This window comes from Treponema putidum, assembly GCF_000755145.1.
GTDB lineage: Bacteria > Spirochaetota > Spirochaetia > Treponematales > Treponemataceae > Treponema_B > Treponema_B putidum.
Map to the genome: position 1 here is coordinate 1,787,019 of NZ_CP009228.1, position 20,265 is coordinate 1,807,283.

Consider the following 20,265-nt stretch of genomic DNA (forward strand, 5'->3'; position numbering starts at 1 on the left):
TTTAAAGAACTTCTTCAATCCCACAGTTTAATATTATATCAAAAATTCTATCTTTTTGGGAATAGTCTATTTTTTGTTTTTGCCAAACTTGAAAATAAAGCTCACGTAAAAAGCTTAAAATTGCAAAGGCTTTTATTTGTAAAAACGCTTTGTTTTTACTTTCGCCTATTTCGGAAAAATATGTATTTAAAACTTCCTTTGCTTCATCGGTAATATTATACCATTCTTTTTTATTTAAGCCTAAAATATTTATATGTTCAAATTGATATAAATTTAAACCGGAAGTAATATGTTCGGCATCAATTATTTTTAAGCTGCCCTTTTCTGTTTTAAGCATATTTCCCGTATTCATGTCTTCAAGGATAATACAGCCTAGGCCCAGGTTTAAATTTTCAATATTTTTTTTAATAATTTTTTTATCATGTTTGCCTCTGTATATTTCAAGATAGGGAAGGGCTTCCGCATTTATCATTTCTTCAATTGAAGGATAGCTTTTACCGTCCAAATACATTGAAGAAAAAGAAGATGAAGATGTGTTATTTAAATTTAAACGTGCAAGTTTTTTAAAAAAATCTTTTATCAGATATCTATCGGTTTTGGTAGGCTGACAACCTTCAAGCCATTCGCTTATAAAAATATAGTAATCGTCAGTTTCAATAAAGTTTTTATATTTTAAAATAAAGTCTTCACTGTCATTTAAAGCATTTAAATATTTAATTGAATTTTTAATACTCTCCGTTTTCTGCCGTAATTTTACCGCAAAAGTTTCATTGCCGCCGGTTATTCCCTTAAATAAATCCGTGTAAGTATGATCTTCCAGTTGAACCGGTTCAAGGGTTTTAAACTTATCGTTTTTAAGGTGTGAATCGAGAAGGTCTTTAATTGTATCGGGTTTAATGTTTTCTTTCATAATTAAAAATACTATTTATGTTTTTTATTTTAATATTCCATAACAATATATGTTATAATCTTCAATATTGTGTAAGCCGTTTTTTATGTAGAAATCTATAAGTTTTATTTGCATGTTATTATCCTTTTTATCATTATCGTATTTAAAATCCGTTAAAAACTTCAATGCCTTTATAAGTAATTTCATTTTTATTATCGGATAAAAAGATTTCTAAGATGCTGACTGCTGAATTTTTAGGAGCAAATTTATTTCTTAAAGAAAAATTATCCAATGCCCAAGCTAAAGCCATTGTTATTGTACCGTAATGGGTTACGATTATGCTATCCTCGTCTTTTAAGGCTAACTCTTCTAAAAAGTCGGAAGTTCTTTTAAAATGTTCAAAGGATGTTTCGCCTTCAGGCGGAGCTGAGATATCGTTGTTTTCAATCCAGTTTTTTGCTTCAATAGGATATTTTTTTTGCGTCTCTTCAAATGTTAAGCCCTTAAAAATACCGAAGTTATATTCTTGTAGCCTTTTATCGGTTTGAATATTTTTAAATCCTAAGTACTCGGCCGTTTGTAATGCCCTTTTAAAGGGACTTGAATAAACTTTAAATGAATTAAATTCTTTTAATCTAGGTTTTAAAAGATCAAGCATAGGATAGGCTTCTTCTGCCAAGGGGCTGTTATCCAGGCTGAATACCTTTTTTTTATTTGTTACCGTTATTCCGTGTCTTATAAAAACTATTTTCATATTCTATCCTTACGTATTGCCTCCAAAAATTCCTGTTTTTGAATGTGAGCATTGTCCGCCGTTTTTTTTGATTTAATTTGAAATAAAAAAACTTGAGCTTAAAACTGCAAGTTCCGTTAATTCTACAATGAGACCGTTTACATCACCTGTCGTGCCGCCTATTTTTTTATATGAAATTCTTATTATGATAAATGTTAGAATAAATACGGTTAAGGGAAAAAGCAAATATTTTATGCGCTCAGTTAAAACAAATGATCCTTGCATTTTTGAAAAAGCAGCTATCTCCGGCGTAAAAAGAGATAAGAAGCATACTAGGAGCAGCCAAAAGAAAAAACTAAACTTTGATGCCGACTTATGGAAGAGTAGGCCAAGTCCTGTTTCTTTTGCCGGTTTTGAAAACACAACCGTGCCTAATCCTGCAAGCCTCGAAGTTATTCCGGCTATTATAAGCAGCCCTGCATCAGGCATTATGGTAGAATAATTTATGTATCTAAGGAGCAAAAAGACATTAAGCCCTATTGTTCCATAGGTTCCTATTCTCGGATCTTGCATAATTTCCAATATTTTCTCTTTTTTTCTTGCAGAAAAAAAACCGTCTATCGTGTCCCCGACCCCGTCAAGGTGTATACTTCCTGTTAAAAATAAATATAGGAGCAGACTTAAGAATGCCGATATTTCAAGATATTTTTGCGGAAGAAAGTAGATTGGAAAAAGCACAATGCAGGCAATAAGTCCTCCTATAAGAGGTAAAAAATAAAAAGCTTTTTTAATATTTTTTTCGTTAAAGTCTATGTTTATGTTGATTGGAATACGTGTAAAAAACTGCAAAGCTAAAATAAAACCTTTCATATTGATGTTCCGTCTTTTATTTTTATCGGTAAACCGCAAACGCAGAGAATGACCTCATCGGCGAGTTCGGCAATTTTTGCATTTACTATTCCTTGAATATCCGAAAAAGCTCTTGACACGGGATGCATAGGTACAATAGAAGAGCCGACCTCATTGGTTACAAGAATTAAGGAGCCGTTTATTTTTTTATTTCTAAAATAAGATTTTTGATTTGAGTTAAGGATGTTTCGATTGTTTTTTGAATATCTTCTTCGCAGGGTTTTTCTTTTTTTTCTGTTATTTGAAAAAGAACTCTCGAAATTAAATTTGTTATGCAGTCAAGTAAATAATATTTTTCTTCTTTGACGGCCTTTTCTAAATTTAAAAATCCCTCATAGGTGCGCCATTTTGGATTGCGTCTTTTAATATGCTTTTTTACTCTTTCCTGCATTTCAGAATCATAGATTTCGGCAGTGGCTATATAAACAACATCATCTATGCTATCTAAAAGTTTTTCGGCATAAGCCGATTTTCCGCTCCTTGATCCTCCGGTTATAAGTGTTATCATAAGATAATTATATCAAAAAAAAGGAAAATGTTAAGAGGATAAAATGTCTCATGGCAGATTTTAGAGAGCTCGATTTTAAAAAGGCTTTCTAGTGATTTTTCCCTAGCCTCTTGTATAAAGAGCTTTTTTTTGCGAAAATGAACATAATGAATTTTTATGATGAAGTAAGAAACCGATATGGGAATGTAAAAAGAGCACGGGGCTTTTATCTTTATACCGAAAAAAGCGTAAGACTTTTGGATATGTACCTTGACGGAGGAATGTCAATTTTGGGTAGAAGGGAAAATCAAGCTCCTTTAGTTTTTAAACAGAGTATAGATAAGGGCTTAAATGCCTTCCTGCCTTCTTCAGGCGATTACAGGCTTAAAAAGGCCTTAAATTCCCTTTTCCCCGAGCACCCTCATTTTTACCTCCTTTCGGAATGGAGCAATGCCCTTTCGTTTTTGGAAACGGAAGATAAGAAATCCGATTTTGAGTCTTATATGATGGAAAATATTTGGAAACCTTTTTTACCCTCGTCTGAAAACCTAAAGAAAAAAAAAGTTTTTTTTGTTAATCCTCCGTTTTGCACTTCAATAAAAATTGCGGTTTCTAAAGATGCTCTTCCTATTTTATCCTGTGCTGTTTCTGCAGCCGAAAAAGAAGTACTAGCTAAGGCTTTTTTTGATTTGATAAGAATTATTAAATTGTGGGAATATGAAAGCGAGCTTTCGGATGCAGAATTGATAAATTCAGCTAGAGGAAAAAAGCAAAAACAGCAGCTTGCAAAGAACATAAAATCTTATAAGCGAATCAAAGACTTATGTTCCATGTTTTGGAATATTGATGGCTGCTATCTTTTTCCAAAATTGAGTGAAGAAAAATATGAGATTTTTTTTAAGGATGCCTTGGATTCTCATATTCTTTTGTCTCCTTATTTTACTATTCCGTCGATATTGCCGAAAATAAGGATATACACCGAGCTTGAGAATTTCCTTAAAACTCAACTACGGAATGAAGGGTTAAATAATGAATGATTTGCTTAAATTTTTATCGGAAGGTTATCCTATTTTATTGTTTGTAAAACTGTTTCTAGGTGCCGCCGTCCGTTTTTTTTGGAATTATAGTATGGAGCAAAACAAAAAAAGTTTCAATGATTCTTTTTGTGCTCGGCGTGTTTTTGATGTATATTTCGATTTTAACCGATACCCTTGTATATTTCGGCTTTATAAATACTAATTTTTTTACTATCGGACGTATTCCTCTTCTTTCTCTCGTTTTAGAAAGTGTACCAATAATTTTTTTTATAGCCGGTTTTTGCGCGTTTTTACGCGAGAGAATTTTTTAATTTCGATTTAGTTTTTGAAAGTTTAGTTTTTACAAGCCCTTACAATGTAAATAGGATTTTCACCCTTAAAAAGGCCTGCCTTTCCCATTGAGGCGGTTTGAATAAGATCGGCTTCAATCTCGGTATATCCGTATTTTTCAAGAAGTTTTAAAAATTCGTTTAAATTTTTTATAAGAATAAAATTAGCACAAATTATTCCGCCTTTTTTTAAATGCTCTTCCAGATACTCAAATATGGTTTTTAACCCGCCGCCGCTTCCGCCGATAAAGCACTTGTCGAAATTTAAGTCCTTATATTCGGCCGATAAAAGAGCTTCGGGTGCTCTCCCTAAAATAAGATTTATTTTTACTCCGAATTTTTTTGCGTTTTCTTTTATGAGAGTGTATGCCGTTTTATCAAATTCAACTGTTGAAACTTCCGCTCCCTGCAAGGCGGCCTCAATCGAAACGGAACCCGTGCCTCCACCAATATCTAAAAACTTATCGCCTTTTTCTATTTGAAGATGAGCGATAGACAGGCTCCGTACATTGAATTTGGTCATAGGCACTTCGCCTCTGATAAATTCCGAATCTTTAATATTTTTCATTTTGAACCAACACCGTATTTAAAAAAGATTTTACCGTTATTTTATCGCCTATATTATATTCTTCAATCGATTCATCAGGGTACGAAAGATTGTAGCCTACAAAAAGCCTTCCTTTAAAGCTTTCTTTTTTTAGCCTTGCCGAGATTGTATCGGGATTGTTTGTCTTATCGGTAAGAATAAAAAAGCTATCCTTATGCTTTATTTCTGAAAAGTCTATTTCTCTTCCGTGAAAGGAATAAAAGGGTATAGACTGCCATGGTTTTTGAAGCTTACTCATAAAATACTGCATTGAAGAAATGCCTGTTATTATTTTTTCTATTTTTATATTTTTCTTTTTGATAAACTCGGTAATTCCAAAAAAACAGGGGTCTCCGGAGGCAAGGACTAAAACTTTTTTTATCTCTATAGGAAGGTCAAGAATTCCTGAGATTCCATTTAGAGTTTTTACGTCATTCCTTATCGGTTTAACATCGGAAGCTATACGTTCAAAGCCTGCAACTATATCCGCCTCTTTGATTATATGTATAACCTCTTGGGTTAAAAGTTCTATATTTCCGGGGCCTGCTCCGGCGACTGTTAAAGGCATAATTTACTTTGAACCTACGGCTTTTAAGGCTGTATCAAAAAGTTTTTCAAAACCTGCCTTGTTTAAACTTCCCAGGTGAAGGGTGCCGGGGATAAGTTTTCCGTTTTTGTCTACCATAAAACTTGTAGGAAAGCCTGCAATCTTCTCGTACATGGGCAAAAAGCTGTCAACGGTTACAAGTGCCTTAAAGGAGCAGCCTGCATCCTTCCATATTTCTTTGGCCAAGGCCAGAGTTTCGGCATCGTTTTCAGGAAGATCGGCAGTAATGGCGATAACGTTTACTTTTTTACCGGAATAGGCTTTGTAAGCTGCTTCTAAATGGGGTAATTCCATTTTGCAGGGACCGCAAAATGTGCCCCAGATATTTACCAATGTAACATCGTATTTTTTAAATATTTCACTGGTAACCGTGTTTCCGTCAATATCCTTTGTTGAAAATGTAAGACGGTTTTGGCTGCCGCTTAAAATTGTCGATTCCGATTCGGCTGCCTCTTCACTTGCAGTTAAAGATTTTTCTGCTTCTGCATTTCCTTGTGCTTCGGTTTTTGAACATGAAGCAAAAAAAATACCTGCAAAGATTGTGATTAGTACATAAAAATGTAACTTCTTCATTTGTAAACTCCTATAGTTTAAAATAATTATAAATTTATAAATCAATATACTTAGTCATTATTTAAGAATCAAGGGTATTGAGAAAATTGATTATAGAAATTTTCTCAACCGGAAATTATCCAATCGAAAAACATTCCTGTACTCTAAAGATTAGAAGCTGAATTAGAGATTTTCAATTTCTGCTCGGCTTAGGCCTGTGGCTTTTATAATATTTTCTACCGATAAACCTATATCAAGCAAGTTTTTTGCCGTTTCAAGTTTATTTTGGTGAGCCCCATCAGCAAAACCTTTGGCTATACCTTCTTGTATTCCTACTAGCCTGCCTTCTTTTATTCCTTCTTCTAATCCTTCTTTAATTCCTTCTTGTCTGCCATAATAACGGGCATCCATTTCAAAACCTGAAATAAAGCGGTATTCGCTTCTCGCTTGTTCATTGTTTTTTAATTTTTCTATCATCTTTTCTATCCTCCCTGTAAATTCTGTTGTAATTTTGCCGGTTTTTACATATTCTAAAAAGCCTCTTAAATTTTTATCTTTTGCCTTTGTAAAGGCATTTGCATTTATTATAATCTTTTTTGTGCCGTCATTTAAGAGCGTTTGCCTGTCTTCAAGACAGATATTTTCAAAGGTATAAATGGGCATATCTTTTCCGATAGAATCGAAAAGACATAGAAAGATTATGTAGCTATCATTCAAATTGCTGTAGTGTTCGCCTTTATCTAAAAACAAAACATCAATTGCCGCCTGATAGTAACGCATTCTTTTTGCGAGATTATGCTCATTTACTGCCTGCATTTCAATATCATAGGATTTACCGGTTTCATCTTTTACCAGAATATCAAGGCATATTGACTTAGCTTCCGAGGTTGTAGTTATTGCATTTTGAGATGAAAGATATGTGATTTTACCTATTTTATCGGCTAGAGTCATTTCAAGGAAGGTTTTGCATGTTTCTTCATCTTGCATAATTTTGCAAAACATATAATCGTCCGCGATGGTTAAATCATCAAAACTTTTCCTCATTTGCACCTCCTTATAGTTTTATTATACCACAGTAGAGGATGTTTTTCAATATTTGTGACATATTTGTGATTATTAAACATATACATTCTAAAAAAAATTATCTTTCGGCTTTAGCTTGCAGTTTATTGTTTTCCGTAAAAAGAAAGCTGTGTTCTATGGCTTTTACGGGACAGGCCTTGATACATTCCCCACATCTTATACATTCGGGGCTGTTGGGTTTCTTATATGTCGGAATATCCAGCTTACAGGTTCTTTCGCATTTTCTGCATTTTATGCACTTGTCGTTTATTTTTAAGCGGTACAGACTTATAGGATTGAACATTCCTAAAAAGGCACCGAGGGGGCATAAATAGCGGCAAAATGGCCTATAAAAAATCATTGAAAGCATCGTAATGATTGTTAAAATCGTAAATTTTAGGCCGAATAAGGCTCCTAAAGAGGAGGTGAGAGCTCGGTTTATGGATATAAGCGGAATTGCTCCGAATAGGATACCTGACGGGCAAATATATTTGCAAAAGTAAGGATCGCTCATTCCGTATTTGTCCTGCAAGGCAAAGGGGAGAACAAAGACAAAAAATACAAGGATAAAGTATTTTAAGTTTTTTAAAACCTTGTTTACTTTTTGCGGAACCTTAATTTTTTTAATGGAATCTTATCCAATAAGTCTTGGAAAAGTCCGAAGGGACAAAGGTAGCCGCAAAAAAATCTTCCTGCGGCTATTGCGAATAGCGACAATAGGCCTACTACATAAAAAGCAAAATTAAATTTTTTGCTTCCAATGGTTGCCTGTATTGAGCCGATAGGACATCCGAACAAAGCTCCCGGGCATGAATAGCAGTTTAAAACAGGCATACAGACTTTTTTCATAGGGCCCTTATAGATTTGCCCCCTTAAAAAGCCTATAAGATTTCCATTTAATGCCAACATTCCTAATGCTTGAATTGCATGACGTTTTTTATTCAGTGTTTTTTGTTTGTTTTGCTTAGCCAATTCCTATACACTCCATACATATATTTACGGCCTTTTTGAGGACTACAGCAACTTCACCTCGATGTATTCCTATAAGAGTAAAGCCTAATGCTAAGATAATAATAAGTATTGCCGCTATTTTCTTTTTCATTTATTTTCCTGCTTCTTAATATATACAACTTATATAGCATTTAGATACACGTATCGGAGTAATATTTTAGATTATTTGCTCACGTTTACCCATTTTACCGCCTGTGATGCCTTTTCCAGTTCTTGAGCATTCATGCGGACAGCAGTATTTTCGGTTCCTGCAGCTGGATAGACCCAATCCAATGGCCGTATGGATTCATCTATGTAGACGGAAACTTGAGTTTTAAGCCCGAAAGGACAGACTCCGCCTGCAGGATGGCCTATGAAGTTGAAAAGCTGCTCTTCATTCATCATCTTTGTTTTGCAGTGAAATGTTTGCCTGAATTTTGCATTATCTATACGGGCTGATCCTGCAAGAAGAACGAGTACAGGGGTTTCTTTTACCATAAACGCTAAGGTTTTTACGATGAATTCGGGTTTGCATCCAAGTGCTGCAGCTGCAAGGTCTACAGTTGCACTTGACTTATCGAATTCGATAATCCTGTCTTCCAATGAAAATAGTTTTAAATGTTCGCGTGCTTCTTTTAATCCCATGGTTTTACCTTTTAAAGCCTCCTATATCCGAGTTCAAGTGTTTTAAGGCTTTTACTTTGTTATTCTCCTTTATAGCATAAATTATGCTTTCGTGGTGTGAGCTAAAAGCTTTTTTTGGAATTTCTTCCCATTTACCCCAATAATTTTGAATAAAAAAACGGGTCATTTTTTTCATTGTACGCTCTAAACTGAGTAAAGCATGAGAATTATTATGCAATTTGAATAAGCCTATATGAAATACTGAATTGTTTTGCCATTCACTTACTGCATTTGTGTTGCTTAGTTTTCTTGTATGTTCCAGTAAGTTGTCCAGTATGGAAGGATCACAGTTAGCTACTTCTTTCCAGTTTTTTTCTAAAAAACCGCATTCCAGTACTAGTCGATAATTAAGCATTTCTACCAAATCTTCTTGTCTAAGCGTTATTAGTTCATATCCATAGCGGGGGATACTCTTAAAAACGTTTTCGCTGCAAAGTTCTATTAAAGCATCTCTTATTGGAGCTCTGCTTATTTTTAGATACCTTTCCAGATCCGATAGATTTATTATATCTCCGGGTTTGATTGTATTGTCAGTTACGAGGTCGTATATTTTTATATAAGCATCCTGCTTTAAGGATTTTTTTTTAGTCTTCAATTTATCGGTTGTCATAGCAAATTTTATAATGCAAGCTTCTTTCCTTAAAGTTTTATAAATTTAAAGTATGTATACAGACAGTATAACATAATTTATGGTATTAGTGCAATTGTTTCCATTATATTATTTTAGGTTATAAATTGTAAGAGGTATAATCAAAAAAAATAAATAAAATTAAAAAAATATTTTTTTGTATTTTTTGTTGACAACAGGAAAATTCTGATTTACAATATAAATATATCAGTGATATATCAGTAATTAAAAATTATTTAAATGGAGGTACTGATGTTATTGCAGCAATTAATTAATGGTTTGGTCATAGGAAGTACATATGCATTGGTTACAATAGGCTTTAATATGGTGTACGGTGTGTTGGAGCTGACTAATTTTGCCCATAGTTCTTTTTATATGCTGGCTGCATATATAGGCCAATTCATTTTGTTAAAATTCTTTATGAATATATCGGTTCCTATTGCTCTGATTATAACATTTTTAACTTCCATAATTATAACAGCCTTTTTAGGTGCTCTTATGGATAAAATTGCTTTGGAGCCTATAAGAATAAAAAAAGGTGCTCCTATTTCATCTTTAATAAGCACTGTCGGCGTTCAGACTATAATCAATAACTCCGTTCTTTTAATTTTCGGTACAGTTCCCTTATATTTTCCTGATTTATTAAAGCTGGGCAAATTTACTATTTATGGCGGAACTGTGGTTCAATGGATACAGGTTCTCATCTTGGTTATGACTTTAATTATAATGCTTGTATTAACTTTTATTGTTACGCGTACGCGCTTAGGAAAATCAATGCGGGCAATTTCTCAAAATCAAGTTGCTGCAAGACTTATGGGAATAAATATAAATAGAGTTATAACCCTTACATTTTTTATAGGAACTACAGTTGCTGGTATTTCAGGTTTGATGGTTGCAATGTATTATCAAAGAGTAGATACCTTAATGGGAGCATCTGTAGGATTAAAGTCATTTGCTGCAGCAGTTCTTGGCGGAATGGGCTCTCTCCCGGGAGCGGCTATAGGAGGATTATTGATAGGTTTGCTTGAAACTCTTTTTGCCGCTTATATAAGTTCAGGATATAGGGATATTGTTGCGTTCGTGATATTGATATTGGTTCTTCTTATTCGGCCATCAGGCTTAATGGGCAAAAAAAGCGTAGATAAGGTATAGGAGAGTTGTATGAAAAAAAATCCGATTATCCTAGATAAAATTATTAAAAAAATCGCTAAAAATCAGATATTTGTTTTAATTATACTCGCTATTCTAGCAATATCTTTCCCGATTTTTGTTGACAATAATTACTATCTTGGCATAGCAATAATGTTCTTTATATATTCAATATTGACTTTATCTCTTAATTTGGTTACCGGTTATGTAGGGTTTACACTTTTAGGACAAGCTGCGTTTTTCGGTTTGGGGGCCTATGTTGCTGCAATACTGGGAACCCGTTTTCAAGTTGATTTTATTGTCGGATGTGTAGCCGCATCTTTATTTGCTGCTATTTTTGGGGCAATGCTGGCTCTACCGACTTTACGCATACGCGGCCGATATTTTGCAATTGTAACTTTAGGTTTTTCTGAAATCATGAGAATGATTGAGCTTAACTGGATGGAACTTACTAGGGGGCCTCAAGGAATTTCAAGGATACCGGGTATAGTAATTTTTGGAAAGGATTTTGATTCATATAGATTTAAGTACTATATCGGACTTTTTCTTTTAATATTTGCTTTATATATAATTAATTCAATTTTAAACTCAAAACATGGCCGTGCCATACGCGCAATAAAAGATGACGATTTAGCTGCCGGAGCCATTGGAGTAAATGTATATAAATATACCGTTATTATATTTTCCATTTCGGCGGGTATCGCGGGTATGGCCGGGGCCTATTACGCTCATTATATGAGTTTCATTGATCCTAATGCTTTTAACTTTGAACAATCAATTTTAATTTTATCGATGGCAATATTTGGAGGATTAGGAAGTTTACCCGGAAGTATTTTAGGAGCCCTGGCATTGACGATTTTACCTGAAGCCCTCAGATTTTTATCCGATTACCGGCAAATTATATATGGCCTTATATTGGTGTTGATTGTTATATTTAAGCCCTCAGGTGTTATGGGGAAGATAAATTTTGAACGAATACGGTCTATAGCAAATATGGAAAAGGAGGACTTAAATGTCGAATCCAATTCTTAAAATAACGGATGTAACCAAACGCTTTGGCGGTATTACGGCTGTTGATAATATAAACATGTCTGTATATCTTGGAAAGATTCAAGGAATTATAGGCCCTAATGGAGCGGGGAAAACTACTCTTTTCAATTTAATATCAGGTATATATAAACCTACACTGGGAAGTATTCATTTTTGCGGTGAAGATATAACGAATTTGAAACCTCATAAAATAAATGAAAAAGGAATTGTACGTACATTCCAAAATATACGTTTATTTAAGAATATGACAATATTGGATAACGTAATGGTAGGCTGCCATAACAGAGAAAATGAAGATATATTCTCTGCTTTATTTAAAACTAAAAAACACAAAGTTGAAGAACAAAAGAATAAAAACAAGGCTTTGAGTCTTTTGGATAGAGTAGGGCTGATTCATCTTAGGTATGAAATGCCCGATTCTTTGCCCTATGGTTTACAGCGTAAATTGGAGATTGCACGGGCTTTGGCATCAAATCCTAAACTCCTTATGCTTGATGAGCCTGCTGCAGGTATGAATGAACAAGAAACAATAGAATTGACTGAATTTATACAAAGTTTAAAATCAAAAGATATGGCTATAATGCTGATTGAACATGATATGAAGTTAGTTATGACTCTTAGTGACAGTGTTTATGTTATAAACCATGGGCTAAAAATAGCGGAAGACTCTCCTGAAGAAATAGTTAAGGATAAAGCCGTTATTAATGCATACCTTGGAGAGGAGGATGTTTAGTGCTTTTAGAAGTTAAAGATTTACATGTCAGTTACGGAGAAATAAAAGCAATCCGTGGAATTAATTTTAATATTAATCAAGGTGAAATTGTAACTATAATAGGTTCAAATGGTGCCGGAAAAAGTACAACTTTAAACAGCTTAGCAGGGCTGATAAAACCGGCATCCGGTACGGTTTTATTCAATGGTGAGGATGTTACAAAGTTAGAGTCGTATGAACTTGTAAAGAAAGGGATCTCTTTGTCACCAGAGGGGCGACAAATATTTCCTCGAATGTCAGTAATAGAAAATCTTGAGCTAGGAGGTTATTTTAGAACTAGAGCTGAATTAGAGAAAGGAAAAAACAATGTTTTTGAACTGTTTCCTATTTTGAAGGAACGTAGTTGGCAAGCTGGAGGAACTTTGTCCGGGGGTGAACAGCAAATGCTTGCAATTGGAAGAGCTTTGATGGCATCACCTAAGATATTGATTCTTGATGAGCCTTCACTGGGTCTTGCTCCTATAATTGTTAAAGAAATATTTAAAATGATTAGGAAAATTCGGGATGAAGGGATTACGGTTTTATTAGTCGAGCAAAACGCAAAAATGGCTTTATCTATTTCCGATAGGGGCTATGTACTTGAAACCGGAAAAATAAGATTGGAGGGTAAAAGTGAAGAATTATTAAACAATGAAGAAGTGCATAAATTATATTTAGGAGGCATATAGTGGTTATAACAAATATAAAACGGAAAAGCAGTCCGGCTTTGGATGGACAACGTAATATATGTCAAAGAAGAGCTGCTACTATCAGTAATATGATAAAATGCGCAGCTGAACGCGGGCTTGATAAACAATTTGCAAGAGATGCAATCTATAAGTATGGGCAAGATATTGCAGCAAACATGAAAAAGTCTTTAAAAAAAGATTTTACTATTGATGAGTTTCTTGAGGTTTTTGCTTCACAGCCACACTTTGATATTTATGAAATGGAAGTCGTAAAAAAAACGGAAGATATGTTTTTGATTCATTTTAACTATTGTCCTTATGTTGAAGAGTGGACAAAACAAGGTTACTGTGATGATGAACTTGCTGAGTTATGCGACATAACAATGGAAGGCGACAAGGCTATAGGCGATTGTTTTCCTAATTTGAGATTTACACTTGGAAAAACAATAGCACAAGGTCACTGCGTATGTGAATTATTATTTGAAAAAATAAAGGAGACGGAAAAATGAAAAAAATAAGGATATATATTTTAAGTTTATTAAGTGTTATATTGATATTCAATTCTTGTACAGGAAAGGATGAAGCAAAAACAACTGAAGACAAGGCAAATAAACCTATCTATTTTGCTTGGTACGGTCCTTTAACCGGAGATGCAAAGCAATACGGTGATACGGAAAAAATTGCTGTGGAGCTTGCTTTAAAGGATATCAATGATGCAGGGAATGGAGTTCTCGGCGGAAGGAAAATTATTGTAGATTTTTATGATGATAAAAATGATGCAAAAGAAGCGGTTAATATTGCAAATAAGATTGTTGCAGAAAAAAAATATCTTGCCGTAGTAGGAGGCTTCGGTTCTACACCTTCAATGGCTGCCGCTCCCATATACGAGAAAGCAAAAATTATCAATTATTCGCCCACTTCATCACATGCGGATTTTTCATCATTGGGTAAATTTATGTTTAGAAATACGCCTACGCAACAAATTGAGACCACACAGTATGCAGACTATGTTTATAAAAAGCTTGGAATTAAAAGCGTCGCCATTCTTAATGTAAATGATGACTGGGGAAATAATATTGCAAAAATATTTACCAACGAATTTGTAAAACTTGGCGGAAAAATAACCGATCTTCAAACTTATATACCTAATCAGACATCCGACTTTACTCCGATGATATCTAAAGCAAAAACAACAAATCCTGAAGCTTTCTTTCCTGTAGCCTATTATCAAGATTCTGCAAATATAGTAAGGCAGGCAAAAAATTTGGATTTTAATGTTCAAATGATTCTCTCAAGTTCTACACTAAAACAAGAACTGATAGACCTGGCCGGAGATATAGTTGAAGGCTCTTTTATAATGAATGCATATTCTCCCGATATAAATACGCCTGAATTTATACGTGTAATTGGAGAGTATACAAAGAGAACAGGAAAACAGGGTGATGCTTTTGTAATGCAAACTTATGATGTCGTTAAGCAGCTGGCAACAGCGGTAGATATGGCCGGCAGTGACGACCCTGTGGTTGTAAGAGAAACCTTAGCTAATATGAAAGGATATAATGCCTTATCCGGACCTTATGATATGAATGAATTAGGTGATGCTGTAAGATCTCTTGTTCCTATGTTTATTAAAAACGGTAAATTTACCAGAATTGATGATTAAGGAGCTCCTATGAAAAAAATATTAAATAGACCTGAAGAATTTGTAGATGAAACGGTAGAAGGAATTTTATATGCCTATCCAGATAAAATAACATCCCTAAATGGAGATAAGCGGGTTATTCTTAATAAAACAAAAAAGGACAATAAGGTCGGTATTGTTACTGCGGGAGGCAGCGGCCATCTTCCTGTCTTTCTAGGCTATGTAGGTGATGGAATGCTTGACGGATGTGCTGTAGGTAATGTTTTTGCTTCTCCTTCAGCCAATAAAATGTATGAGATGATTAAAGCCTGCAATTTCGGCAAAGGTGTATTATGTCTGTATGGAAATTACGGTGGAGATAAACTTAATTTTGAAATGGCAATGTCGATGGCTGAAATGGATGGTATACAGGTCAAAGAAATAAGAGTAATGGATGATATTGCCTCATCACCGATTGATGCTAAGGATAAGCGCCGGGGAGTTGCGGGAATGGTTTTTGCTTACAAAATTGCAGGAGCTGCAGCTCAAAGAGGTTATGATCTTGAAAAACTTGTTTCAGTTACGGAAAAGGCTCTTGATAACATACGCACGATGGGAGTGGCTTTATCTCCATGTATAGTTCCTGAAGTCGGCAAACCGACTTTTTCAATCGAAGACGATGAAATGGAAATAGGAATGGGAATTCACGGAGAAGTAGGTATAGAGGTTTCAAAACTAAAAACTTCAGCCGAGGTTGCAAAAATGATTTTTGATAAAATTGCAACCGAAATTTCTTTTTCGAAAAACGATGAAGTTGCAGTAATGATTAACGGTCTTGGTGCTACTCCTCTTGAAGAGTTATTTATTGTATATCGGGATCTATTTAATATTTTAAACGGCCTTGGTGTAAAAGTAATAAGCCCGCACATAGGAGAATTTGCAACTTCAATGGAAATGGCTGGACTGTCGATTACAATTATGAAATTGGATGATGAATTAAAAGCCTTGCTTCTATGTGATGCAAATACGCCCTTCTATACAAATTCAAATAAAAAATAGGATATGGCTATGATTACAAAGGATATAATTTTAGATGTATTAATTGAAATAGCAAAGACTATGGAAAACGAAAAAGATTACCTTATTGAGCTTGATCAACAAAACGGTGACGGTGATTTAGGTATATCGATGAGTGCCGGATTCAATGCGACTGTTAATGCATTTAAAGATGACAGTGGAAAAGACATAGGCCTCGGTATTCTCAAAGCTGCGATGGCTTTTAATGAAAAAGCTCCTTCAAGTTTAGGTACCATATTGTCATTCGGACTAATGGCTATGGGAAGAACTTTTAAAGGAAAACAAGAGCTAACTAGGGAAGAACTTGTATCCGGCTTTTCAAAATTTAATGAAGAGATTATGAATAAGGGAGGTGCAAAGCCGGGAGAAAAAACCATTGTTGATACACTTGTTCCCGTTGAAAAATTCGTTCGGGAAAATTTGGGTAAAATTCCGGATGATGAACTGATAAAAGAGTCTGAAAAAATTGCAAAAGAAGGTTCTGACTCAACACGGAACATGAAATCTGTTCATGGCAGAGCCGCTTACTATGCAGAAAAAAGTATCGGTATTCTTGATGGCGGTTCTTATGTGGGATATTTATTATTTAAGGCTTTAAATAATTATCTGGAAGATAAATAGTTTAGAGGTGTGAAGCATGAAAGAAAAAAGAAAATTGATTTTGGATGTTTTTAACAATAAACATGTCCAAAGAGTTCCTGTCGGTTTTTGGTGGCATTTTGCCGATGAGTACAGACAGTTCCGTGGTTTATTGGATGACGGAATTATTCAGGCAACAATTGACGGCACAAAAAAAATGTATGACGATTTAAAACCTGATATGGTAAAAATAATGTCTGATGGTTTTTTCGGTCATCCGTCAATTATGAAAAATGACATTAATAGTATTGATGATATTAAAAAAATAAAGTCGATAGGAAATTCGTCGCCATGGTATGATAAGCAAATCGATATGGTAAATAGTATTTTAGATTACTTTGACGGTGAAGTTGCTGCATTTTATAATATCTTTGCTCCGCTCAACTACATAAGGTTGTATACGGAGTGTTATAAAAAACAGCCCGATTTGTTTGTTAAACTTTTTTTTGAAAACCCGAATGCTATGTTGGAAGCTTCTTTAGAAATTGCCGATGACTTGATTGTGCTTGCCGATAAGCTAAAAAGCAAAACAAAACTTGACGGAATTTATTACAGTGTGCAAAGCGTTCAGTCAAAAGATGCCGATTTAAATTTCCATCAAGAGTATGTTTCGGCTTCGGATAAAAAAGTCCTTGATAAAATAAATTCTCTTTGGGACAATAACATTCTTCATATCTGCGGCTATGCCGATTATACTAATGATCTATCTTTTTATAAAGATTATAAAGCTAAGGTGTATAACTGGGCTGTAAACACTGAAAAAGTTTCCTTAGCAGCAGGAAAAAAATTCTTCGGCAATGCTTGTGTCCTTGGCGGGTTTGATAATAACAGGGGCACTCTTATCGATGTAGGCCCCGATACTGCGATTGAAAACTATGTTGATAGTTTGATAAAAGAAGCGGGAACGACCGGTATTATTATAGGTGCCGACTGTACTATTGCTCCTGAAATCGGATATAAAAGACTTGAACAAATAAGAAACTACGCTGAAAAGCATAGTAAATAGAACACCTCCTATTTTAGTTTTATTTGAACAGCGAGTAGTATTACTGCCCGCTGTTCTCCCATTTACTTCCTCCTTAAAAGATATACAAAAAAGGGACCTCCGATTAGGGCCATCAGGGTGCCGACAGGCAATTCTATCGGAGCCGCTATTGTGCGTGCAAAGGTGTCGGCTATCAGTAAAAATATTCCTCCGTTTAATATCGAAAGGGGTAAAAGATATTTATAGTTAGGTCCCGTAATAAGTCTTACAATATGGGGAATTACAAGGCCGACAAAGCTGATGACTCCGACAAGGGAGGTAGAAATAGCCGCCAAAAAAGAGGCTGTGAGCGAAATTAAGATTCGGCTCCTTGTAATGTTTAAGCCCAAACTGCCGGCCTTTTCGTCTCCGAATAAGAGGAGATTGCTTGGGCGAATTACTGCAATGGCGGCTGCAAGGCCTATGAGGGAGTAGGGCAGGATGAGCTTAACATCGTACATACTTCGTCCCGAAAGATTTCCGCTGAGCCAAAGCATGATGTTTTGAATCTTGTCGCTGTTTAACACGGTTATAAGATAGCTTATCCCTGCAAAAAAAGCGTTTACTGCAACGCCTGCCAAAATAAGGCGGACGGTCTTTACTCCGCCCTTCCAAGCTAAAAGGTAAACCAAAACGGCAGCCCCCATAGCTCCTATAAATGCGAAAAGGGGAGCGGCCGTAACAAATTGCGGAAAAATCAACAGAGCCAGTAAAAGCCCCAGCTTTGCTCCGCTCGAAATACCTATTATTCCGGGATCTGCTAAGGGATTTTGGATAACCGCTTGGAGAAGGGCTCCTGAAGCGGCAAGGTTTGCCCCGACTATGAGGGCTAAAATAATTCTGGGCAGCCTTATATCCCAAATAATTATGGAAACATCCGAATTTTCATGATAGAATATAATTTTTATAATTTCACTGACAGGTATCTTTGTGCTTCCGAAATAGATTGCTGCTAACACGGATACGGCCAAAAGAATACAAGAGATAATGAGAAAGATAAGCATTTTTTTTCGGCGTTCATCTTGCATTTTTTTACCTTTTAGAATTTAGTCTTCGGTTTCTCCGTAGATTATTTCTTGTAAATTCTCGACAGCCTGCATTATTTTAATATTCCGTGAAACAGTGTATAAATTACTGTCAAGGTCGTAGATTTTATCCTCTTTCACGGCCTTTACCTTCTGCCAAATTTCATTCTTTGCGAACTCTGCCCTGAGGCTCTCAGCGGTATCTTCGGAATTTGTATGGGTAAGGCGTATGATGACATCGGGCTGATGTTTTACGATTTCTTCTATGTTTATGGGAACATAGGACTTGTCGAAGTCTCCGATATCGTTTGCGATATTGTGAATTTTTAAAACCTCCATCAGGCTTCCTGTGTAGCAGTTTTTTGTTCCCATCATCAGCTTTTTAGGCGAACCTAAAAGCATCAATACCTTTGGGCTTTTTTTGCCGTAAATGGAGCGGCGTACTTCGAGGGTTTTAGCTTCAATAGTTTGAATCACATGTTCCGCATTTTTTTGTTTTGAAGTCATTTCTCCCAGATGTTTGATTGTATTTAAACATGCTTCATAGGAATTTAAATCGACATATTCCGTTTTTATGTTTTGGTTTTGAAATATCTTATCCAATGTAGGTTTTGATCCGAGTGAGGCCAAATAGATATCCGCATTCAGCCGTTTTACCGTTTCAATATCCGGCTGCTGCGGCATTCCTATTTTTTCGGCCTTTGCATAAAGCTCTGGCATGGGATGACGGCTTGAAGGAACTCCTGCGACATTTTTATAGCCTAGATCATCTAAAATTTCTACTATGGACATGGTGCCTGCAATAACCCGAGGTCCTGCTTCCGGAAGGCTGCGGTTAGGCAAGCCGTTTTTATCTTGTTTAAAAAAATTATTAATTTTTGAACAGCTTACAGCAAATAAAGTTAGGGAAACAACTAATACGTAATATATAAGCAGCTTATTTGTTTTCATAGCAAAATATTCTAATGTTATACATAAAAAAAATCAAGTACGCTTTTTATAACTTTTATTTATTTCCGGTGCGGTTGCCCTGAAAAATTATACAAGTAAGCTTAAGGTAAACCTCTAAAAAACTGAAGTTTTTAGAGGTTCCCATAAAAAGGAGTGTAAAGATTCCTAATATTTGTAACCATTTTAATATTTCGTGTATCCATCCCTTTGATTTTATGAAAGAGATTAAACTAATAATTTAGATATTTAATCTCTTTTTTAATATTTATCCATCACGCATTTTTTTATATTTTTGCATGTTATTATCCTTTTTATCATTAGGACTTCCCATTTTGCCGGCGGAATATATTCAGTTATAAACGGCATCTTGTCTTCTCTTTCATTGAAGATTGTGAAGCCGTTTTTTTTATAAAATTCTATTGTCCATTCAAACATTTTAAGAGCTTTTAGTATAAGATATTCCAAACCTATATGTTTTGCTTCTTGTTCAATAAAATTTAAAATGTATTTACCATATCCTTTTCTTTGTATTTTATGTTTGATGTATATGGCTGAAATAAGCCCATGAGTATTTTTATCTTTAAGTGATATAAATCCGATTGCCCGATTATCTTCATATAGAATATATGTATTTTCGGTTTTTATCATATTTTCAAAGGTTTCAATTATGTCTTGTTCCGGTACAACTTTGAAAACCTTGTTACTGTCGTTATAGATATCTAAAATAGTTTTTGCATCTTCTATTCCGGCTTTTTCGGTTTTGAGCAATTTTGTTTCTCCCATAAAAGGTTTTGTA

24 protein-coding genes and 2 pseudogenes are annotated in these 20,265 nt (G+C 34.9%); 11 read left to right on the plus strand and 15 right to left on the minus strand.

Annotation, left to right across the window (positions count from 1 at the left end; genetic code table 11):
* Window position 1: 1 nt before the first annotated feature.
* The 4 genes and pseudogenes from JO40_RS08035 to cobU all read right to left on the minus strand — a co-directional run bounded on the left by JO40_RS08035 (window position 2) and on the right by cobU (window position 3,039).
* Window positions 2–910, minus strand: coding sequence for a hypothetical protein (locus JO40_RS08035; RefSeq protein ID WP_044978886.1), 909 nt, complete (start codon window positions 908–910; stop codon window positions 2–4).
* Between the two features lie 142 nt (window positions 911–1,052).
* Window positions 1,053–1,643, minus strand: coding sequence for a histidine phosphatase family protein (locus tag JO40_RS08040; RefSeq protein ID WP_044978887.1), 591 nt, complete (start codon window positions 1,641–1,643; stop codon window positions 1,053–1,055).
* A 72-nt stretch (window positions 1,644–1,715) separates the two neighbouring features.
* A complete protein-coding gene (gene cobS, locus JO40_RS08045) occupies window positions 1,716–2,492 on the minus strand; it encodes an adenosylcobinamide-GDP ribazoletransferase (RefSeq protein WP_044978888.1) in 777 nt (258 codons plus the stop codon).
* Window positions 2,489–3,039 (minus strand): annotated as a pseudogene (cobU, locus tag JO40_RS08050) (bifunctional adenosylcobinamide kinase/adenosylcobinamide-phosphate guanylyltransferase). The gene cobS and the pseudogene cobU overlap by 4 nt, the downstream one beginning before the upstream one ends.
* Window positions 3,040–3,176: 137 nt before the next feature.
* Between cobU and JO40_RS08055 the strand changes: the two are divergent.
* On the plus strand, window positions 3,177–4,055 hold the full coding sequence (locus JO40_RS08055; protein WP_044978889.1) for a hypothetical protein: 879 nt from the start codon (window positions 3,177–3,179) through the stop codon (window positions 4,053–4,055).
* Between the two features lie 333 nt (window positions 4,056–4,388).
* Here the strand turns inward: JO40_RS08055 and cbiT are convergent, their stop codons facing one another.
* From cbiT to JO40_RS08095, 8 genes and pseudogenes are all read right to left on the minus strand, one after another.
* Window positions 4,389–4,952, minus strand: coding sequence for a precorrin-6Y C5,15-methyltransferase (decarboxylating) subunit CbiT (gene cbiT, locus JO40_RS08065; RefSeq protein ID WP_044978890.1), 564 nt, complete (start codon window positions 4,950–4,952; stop codon window positions 4,389–4,391).
* A complete protein-coding gene (gene cbiE, locus JO40_RS08070; RefSeq protein WP_044978891.1) occupies window positions 4,939–5,538 on the minus strand; it encodes a precorrin-6y C5,15-methyltransferase (decarboxylating) subunit CbiE in 600 nt (199 codons plus the stop codon). The genes cbiT and cbiE overlap by 14 nt, the downstream gene beginning before the upstream one ends.
* A gap of 3 nt (window positions 5,539–5,541) precedes the next feature.
* Window positions 5,542–6,150 (minus strand): TlpA family protein disulfide reductase, encoded by a 609-nt coding sequence (locus tag JO40_RS08075; protein ID WP_044978892.1) that lies wholly within the window; start codon window positions 6,148–6,150, stop codon window positions 5,542–5,544.
* Window positions 6,151–6,312: 162 nt separating this feature from the next.
* Window positions 6,313–7,173 carry an Rpn family recombination-promoting nuclease/putative transposase gene (locus tag JO40_RS08080; RefSeq protein WP_044978893.1) on the minus strand — a complete coding sequence of 287 codons (861 nt, stop codon included), beginning with the start codon at window positions 7,171–7,173 and terminating at the stop codon, window positions 6,313–6,315.
* Window positions 7,174–7,270: 97 nt separating this feature from the next.
* Window positions 7,271–8,163: pseudogene (locus tag JO40_RS15240) on the minus strand (4Fe-4S binding protein).
* Window positions 8,156–8,293, minus strand: a complete 138-nt coding sequence (locus tag JO40_RS14065; protein ID WP_144242259.1) for a CD1871A family CXXC motif-containing protein — start codon at window positions 8,291–8,293, stop codon at window positions 8,156–8,158. Before JO40_RS14065 ends, JO40_RS15240 begins: the two are co-directional and overlap by 8 nt.
* Window positions 8,294–8,364: 71 nt before the next feature.
* Window positions 8,365–8,826, minus strand: coding sequence for a YbaK/EbsC family protein (locus JO40_RS08090; RefSeq protein ID WP_044978894.1), 462 nt, complete (start codon window positions 8,824–8,826; stop codon window positions 8,365–8,367).
* Window positions 8,827–8,830: 4 nt separating this feature from the next.
* Window positions 8,831–9,460 (minus strand): GntR family transcriptional regulator, encoded by a 630-nt coding sequence (locus JO40_RS08095; protein WP_245608804.1) that lies wholly within the window; start codon window positions 9,458–9,460, stop codon window positions 8,831–8,833.
* Between the two features lie 285 nt (window positions 9,461–9,745).
* Between JO40_RS08095 and JO40_RS08100 the strand changes: the two genes are divergently transcribed.
* Genes JO40_RS08100 through JO40_RS08140 form a run of 9 tightly spaced genes read left to right on the plus strand, consistent with a single transcriptional unit; the run spans window position 9,746 to window position 17,475 of the window.
* Window positions 9,746–10,645 carry a branched-chain amino acid ABC transporter permease gene (locus JO40_RS08100; protein WP_044978896.1) on the plus strand — a complete coding sequence of 300 codons (900 nt, stop codon included), beginning with the start codon at window positions 9,746–9,748 and terminating at the stop codon, window positions 10,643–10,645.
* 9 nt (window positions 10,646–10,654) lie between these two features.
* Window positions 10,655–11,674, plus strand: a complete 1,020-nt coding sequence (locus JO40_RS08105; protein ID WP_044978897.1) for a branched-chain amino acid ABC transporter permease — start codon at window positions 10,655–10,657, stop codon at window positions 11,672–11,674.
* Window positions 11,655–12,425, plus strand: coding sequence for an ABC transporter ATP-binding protein (locus JO40_RS08110; protein WP_044978898.1), 771 nt, complete (start codon window positions 11,655–11,657; stop codon window positions 12,423–12,425). The genes JO40_RS08105 and JO40_RS08110 overlap by 20 nt, the downstream gene beginning before the upstream one ends.
* Window positions 12,425–13,132, plus strand: a complete 708-nt coding sequence (locus tag JO40_RS08115) for an ABC transporter ATP-binding protein (protein ID WP_044978899.1) — start codon at window positions 12,425–12,427, stop codon at window positions 13,130–13,132. Before JO40_RS08110 ends, JO40_RS08115 begins: the two co-directional genes overlap by 1 nt.
* Window positions 13,132–13,641: an L-2-amino-thiazoline-4-carboxylic acid hydrolase gene (locus JO40_RS08120; RefSeq protein WP_044978900.1), complete on the plus strand. Its 510-nt coding sequence runs from the start codon at window positions 13,132–13,134 to the stop codon at window positions 13,639–13,641. Before JO40_RS08115 ends, JO40_RS08120 begins: the two co-directional genes overlap by 1 nt.
* Complete coding sequence (locus JO40_RS08125) at window positions 13,638–14,795, plus strand: ABC transporter substrate-binding protein (RefSeq protein ID WP_044978901.1); 1,158 nt, start codon at window positions 13,638–13,640, stop codon at window positions 14,793–14,795. The genes JO40_RS08120 and JO40_RS08125 overlap by 4 nt, the downstream gene beginning before the upstream one ends.
* Window positions 14,796–14,804: 9 nt before the next feature.
* The gene (locus tag JO40_RS08130) at window positions 14,805–15,812 is read left to right on the plus strand and encodes a dihydroxyacetone kinase subunit DhaK (protein ID WP_044978902.1); all 1,008 of its coding nucleotides are present in this window, start codon (window positions 14,805–14,807) and stop codon (window positions 15,810–15,812) included.
* A gap of 9 nt (window positions 15,813–15,821) precedes the next feature.
* Window positions 15,822–16,451 (plus strand): dihydroxyacetone kinase subunit L, encoded by a 630-nt coding sequence (locus tag JO40_RS08135; RefSeq protein WP_044978903.1) that lies wholly within the window; start codon window positions 15,822–15,824, stop codon window positions 16,449–16,451.
* A gap of 16 nt (window positions 16,452–16,467) precedes the next feature.
* Window positions 16,468–17,475, plus strand: coding sequence for a uroporphyrinogen decarboxylase family protein (locus JO40_RS08140; RefSeq protein WP_044978904.1), 1,008 nt, complete (start codon window positions 16,468–16,470; stop codon window positions 17,473–17,475).
* 62 nt (window positions 17,476–17,537) lie between these two features.
* Here JO40_RS08140 and JO40_RS08145 read toward each other — a convergent pair whose 3' ends face one another.
* Both JO40_RS08145 and JO40_RS08150 read right to left on the minus strand, forming a co-directional pair.
* A complete protein-coding gene (locus JO40_RS08145; RefSeq protein WP_044978905.1) occupies window positions 17,538–18,521 on the minus strand; it encodes a FecCD family ABC transporter permease in 984 nt (327 codons plus the stop codon).
* Between the two features lie 18 nt (window positions 18,522–18,539).
* Window positions 18,540–19,469 carry an ABC transporter substrate-binding protein gene (locus JO40_RS08150; protein WP_044978906.1) on the minus strand — a complete coding sequence of 310 codons (930 nt, stop codon included), beginning with the start codon at window positions 19,467–19,469 and terminating at the stop codon, window positions 18,540–18,542.
* A gap of 143 nt (window positions 19,470–19,612) precedes the next feature.
* Between JO40_RS08150 and JO40_RS15340 the strand changes: the two genes are divergently transcribed.
* Window positions 19,613–19,711: a DUF4411 family protein gene (locus tag JO40_RS15340; protein WP_420832874.1), complete on the plus strand. Its 99-nt coding sequence runs from the start codon at window positions 19,613–19,615 to the stop codon at window positions 19,709–19,711.
* 16 nt (window positions 19,712–19,727) lie between these two features.
* Here the strand turns inward: JO40_RS15340 and JO40_RS08155 are convergent, their stop codons facing one another.
* Window positions 19,728–20,237: a GNAT family N-acetyltransferase gene (locus tag JO40_RS08155; RefSeq protein ID WP_044978907.1), complete on the minus strand. Its 510-nt coding sequence runs from the start codon at window positions 20,235–20,237 to the stop codon at window positions 19,728–19,730.
* Between the last annotated feature and the right edge of the window lie 28 nt (window positions 20,238–20,265).

Coding starts and splice junctions, on each gene's coding strand:
- cbiE (WP_044978891.1), bottom strand. CDS start 5,538: ATGCCTTTAACAGTCGCCGGAGCAGGCCCCGGAAATATAGAACTTTTA.
- JO40_RS08100 (WP_044978896.1), top strand. CDS start 9,746: ATGTTATTGCAGCAATTAATTAATGGTTTGGTCATAGGAAGTACATAT.
- JO40_RS08140 (WP_044978904.1), top strand. CDS start 16,468: ATGAAAGAAAAAAGAAAATTGATTTTGGATGTTTTTAACAATAAACAT.
- JO40_RS08125 (WP_044978901.1), top strand. CDS start 13,638: ATGAAAAAAATAAGGATATATATTTTAAGTTTATTAAGTGTTATATTG.
- JO40_RS08090 (WP_044978894.1), bottom strand. CDS start 8,826: ATGGGATTAAAAGAAGCACGCGAACATTTAAAACTATTTTCATTGGAA.
- cobS (WP_044978888.1), bottom strand. CDS start 2,492: ATGAAAGGTTTTATTTTAGCTTTGCAGTTTTTTACACGTATTCCAATC.
- JO40_RS08150 (WP_044978906.1), bottom strand. CDS start 19,469: ATGAAAACAAATAAGCTGCTTATATATTACGTATTAGTTGTTTCCCTA.
- JO40_RS08145 (WP_044978905.1), bottom strand. CDS start 18,521: ATGCAAGATGAACGCCGAAAAAAAATGCTTATCTTTCTCATTATCTCT.
- JO40_RS08105 (WP_044978897.1), top strand. CDS start 10,655: ATGAAAAAAAATCCGATTATCCTAGATAAAATTATTAAAAAAATCGCT.
- JO40_RS08130 (WP_044978902.1), top strand. CDS start 14,805: ATGAAAAAAATATTAAATAGACCTGAAGAATTTGTAGATGAAACGGTA.
- JO40_RS08040 (WP_044978887.1), bottom strand. CDS start 1,643: ATGAAAATAGTTTTTATAAGACACGGAATAACGGTAACAAATAAAAAA.
- JO40_RS08035 (WP_044978886.1), bottom strand. CDS start 910: ATGAAAGAAAACATTAAACCCGATACAATTAAAGACCTTCTCGATTCA.
- cbiT (WP_044978890.1), bottom strand. CDS start 4,952: ATGAAAAATATTAAAGATTCGGAATTTATCAGAGGCGAAGTGCCTATG.
- JO40_RS08110 (WP_044978898.1), top strand. CDS start 11,655: ATGTCGAATCCAATTCTTAAAATAACGGATGTAACCAAACGCTTTGGC.
- JO40_RS08055 (WP_044978889.1), top strand. CDS start 3,177: ATGAACATAATGAATTTTTATGATGAAGTAAGAAACCGATATGGGAAT.
- JO40_RS08135 (WP_044978903.1), top strand. CDS start 15,822: ATGATTACAAAGGATATAATTTTAGATGTATTAATTGAAATAGCAAAG.
- JO40_RS14065 (WP_144242259.1), bottom strand. CDS start 8,293: ATGAAAAAGAAAATAGCGGCAATACTTATTATTATCTTAGCATTAGGC.
- JO40_RS08080 (WP_044978893.1), bottom strand. CDS start 7,173: ATGAGGAAAAGTTTTGATGATTTAACCATCGCGGACGATTATATGTTT.
- JO40_RS08075 (WP_044978892.1), bottom strand. CDS start 6,150: ATGAAGAAGTTACATTTTTATGTACTAATCACAATCTTTGCAGGTATT.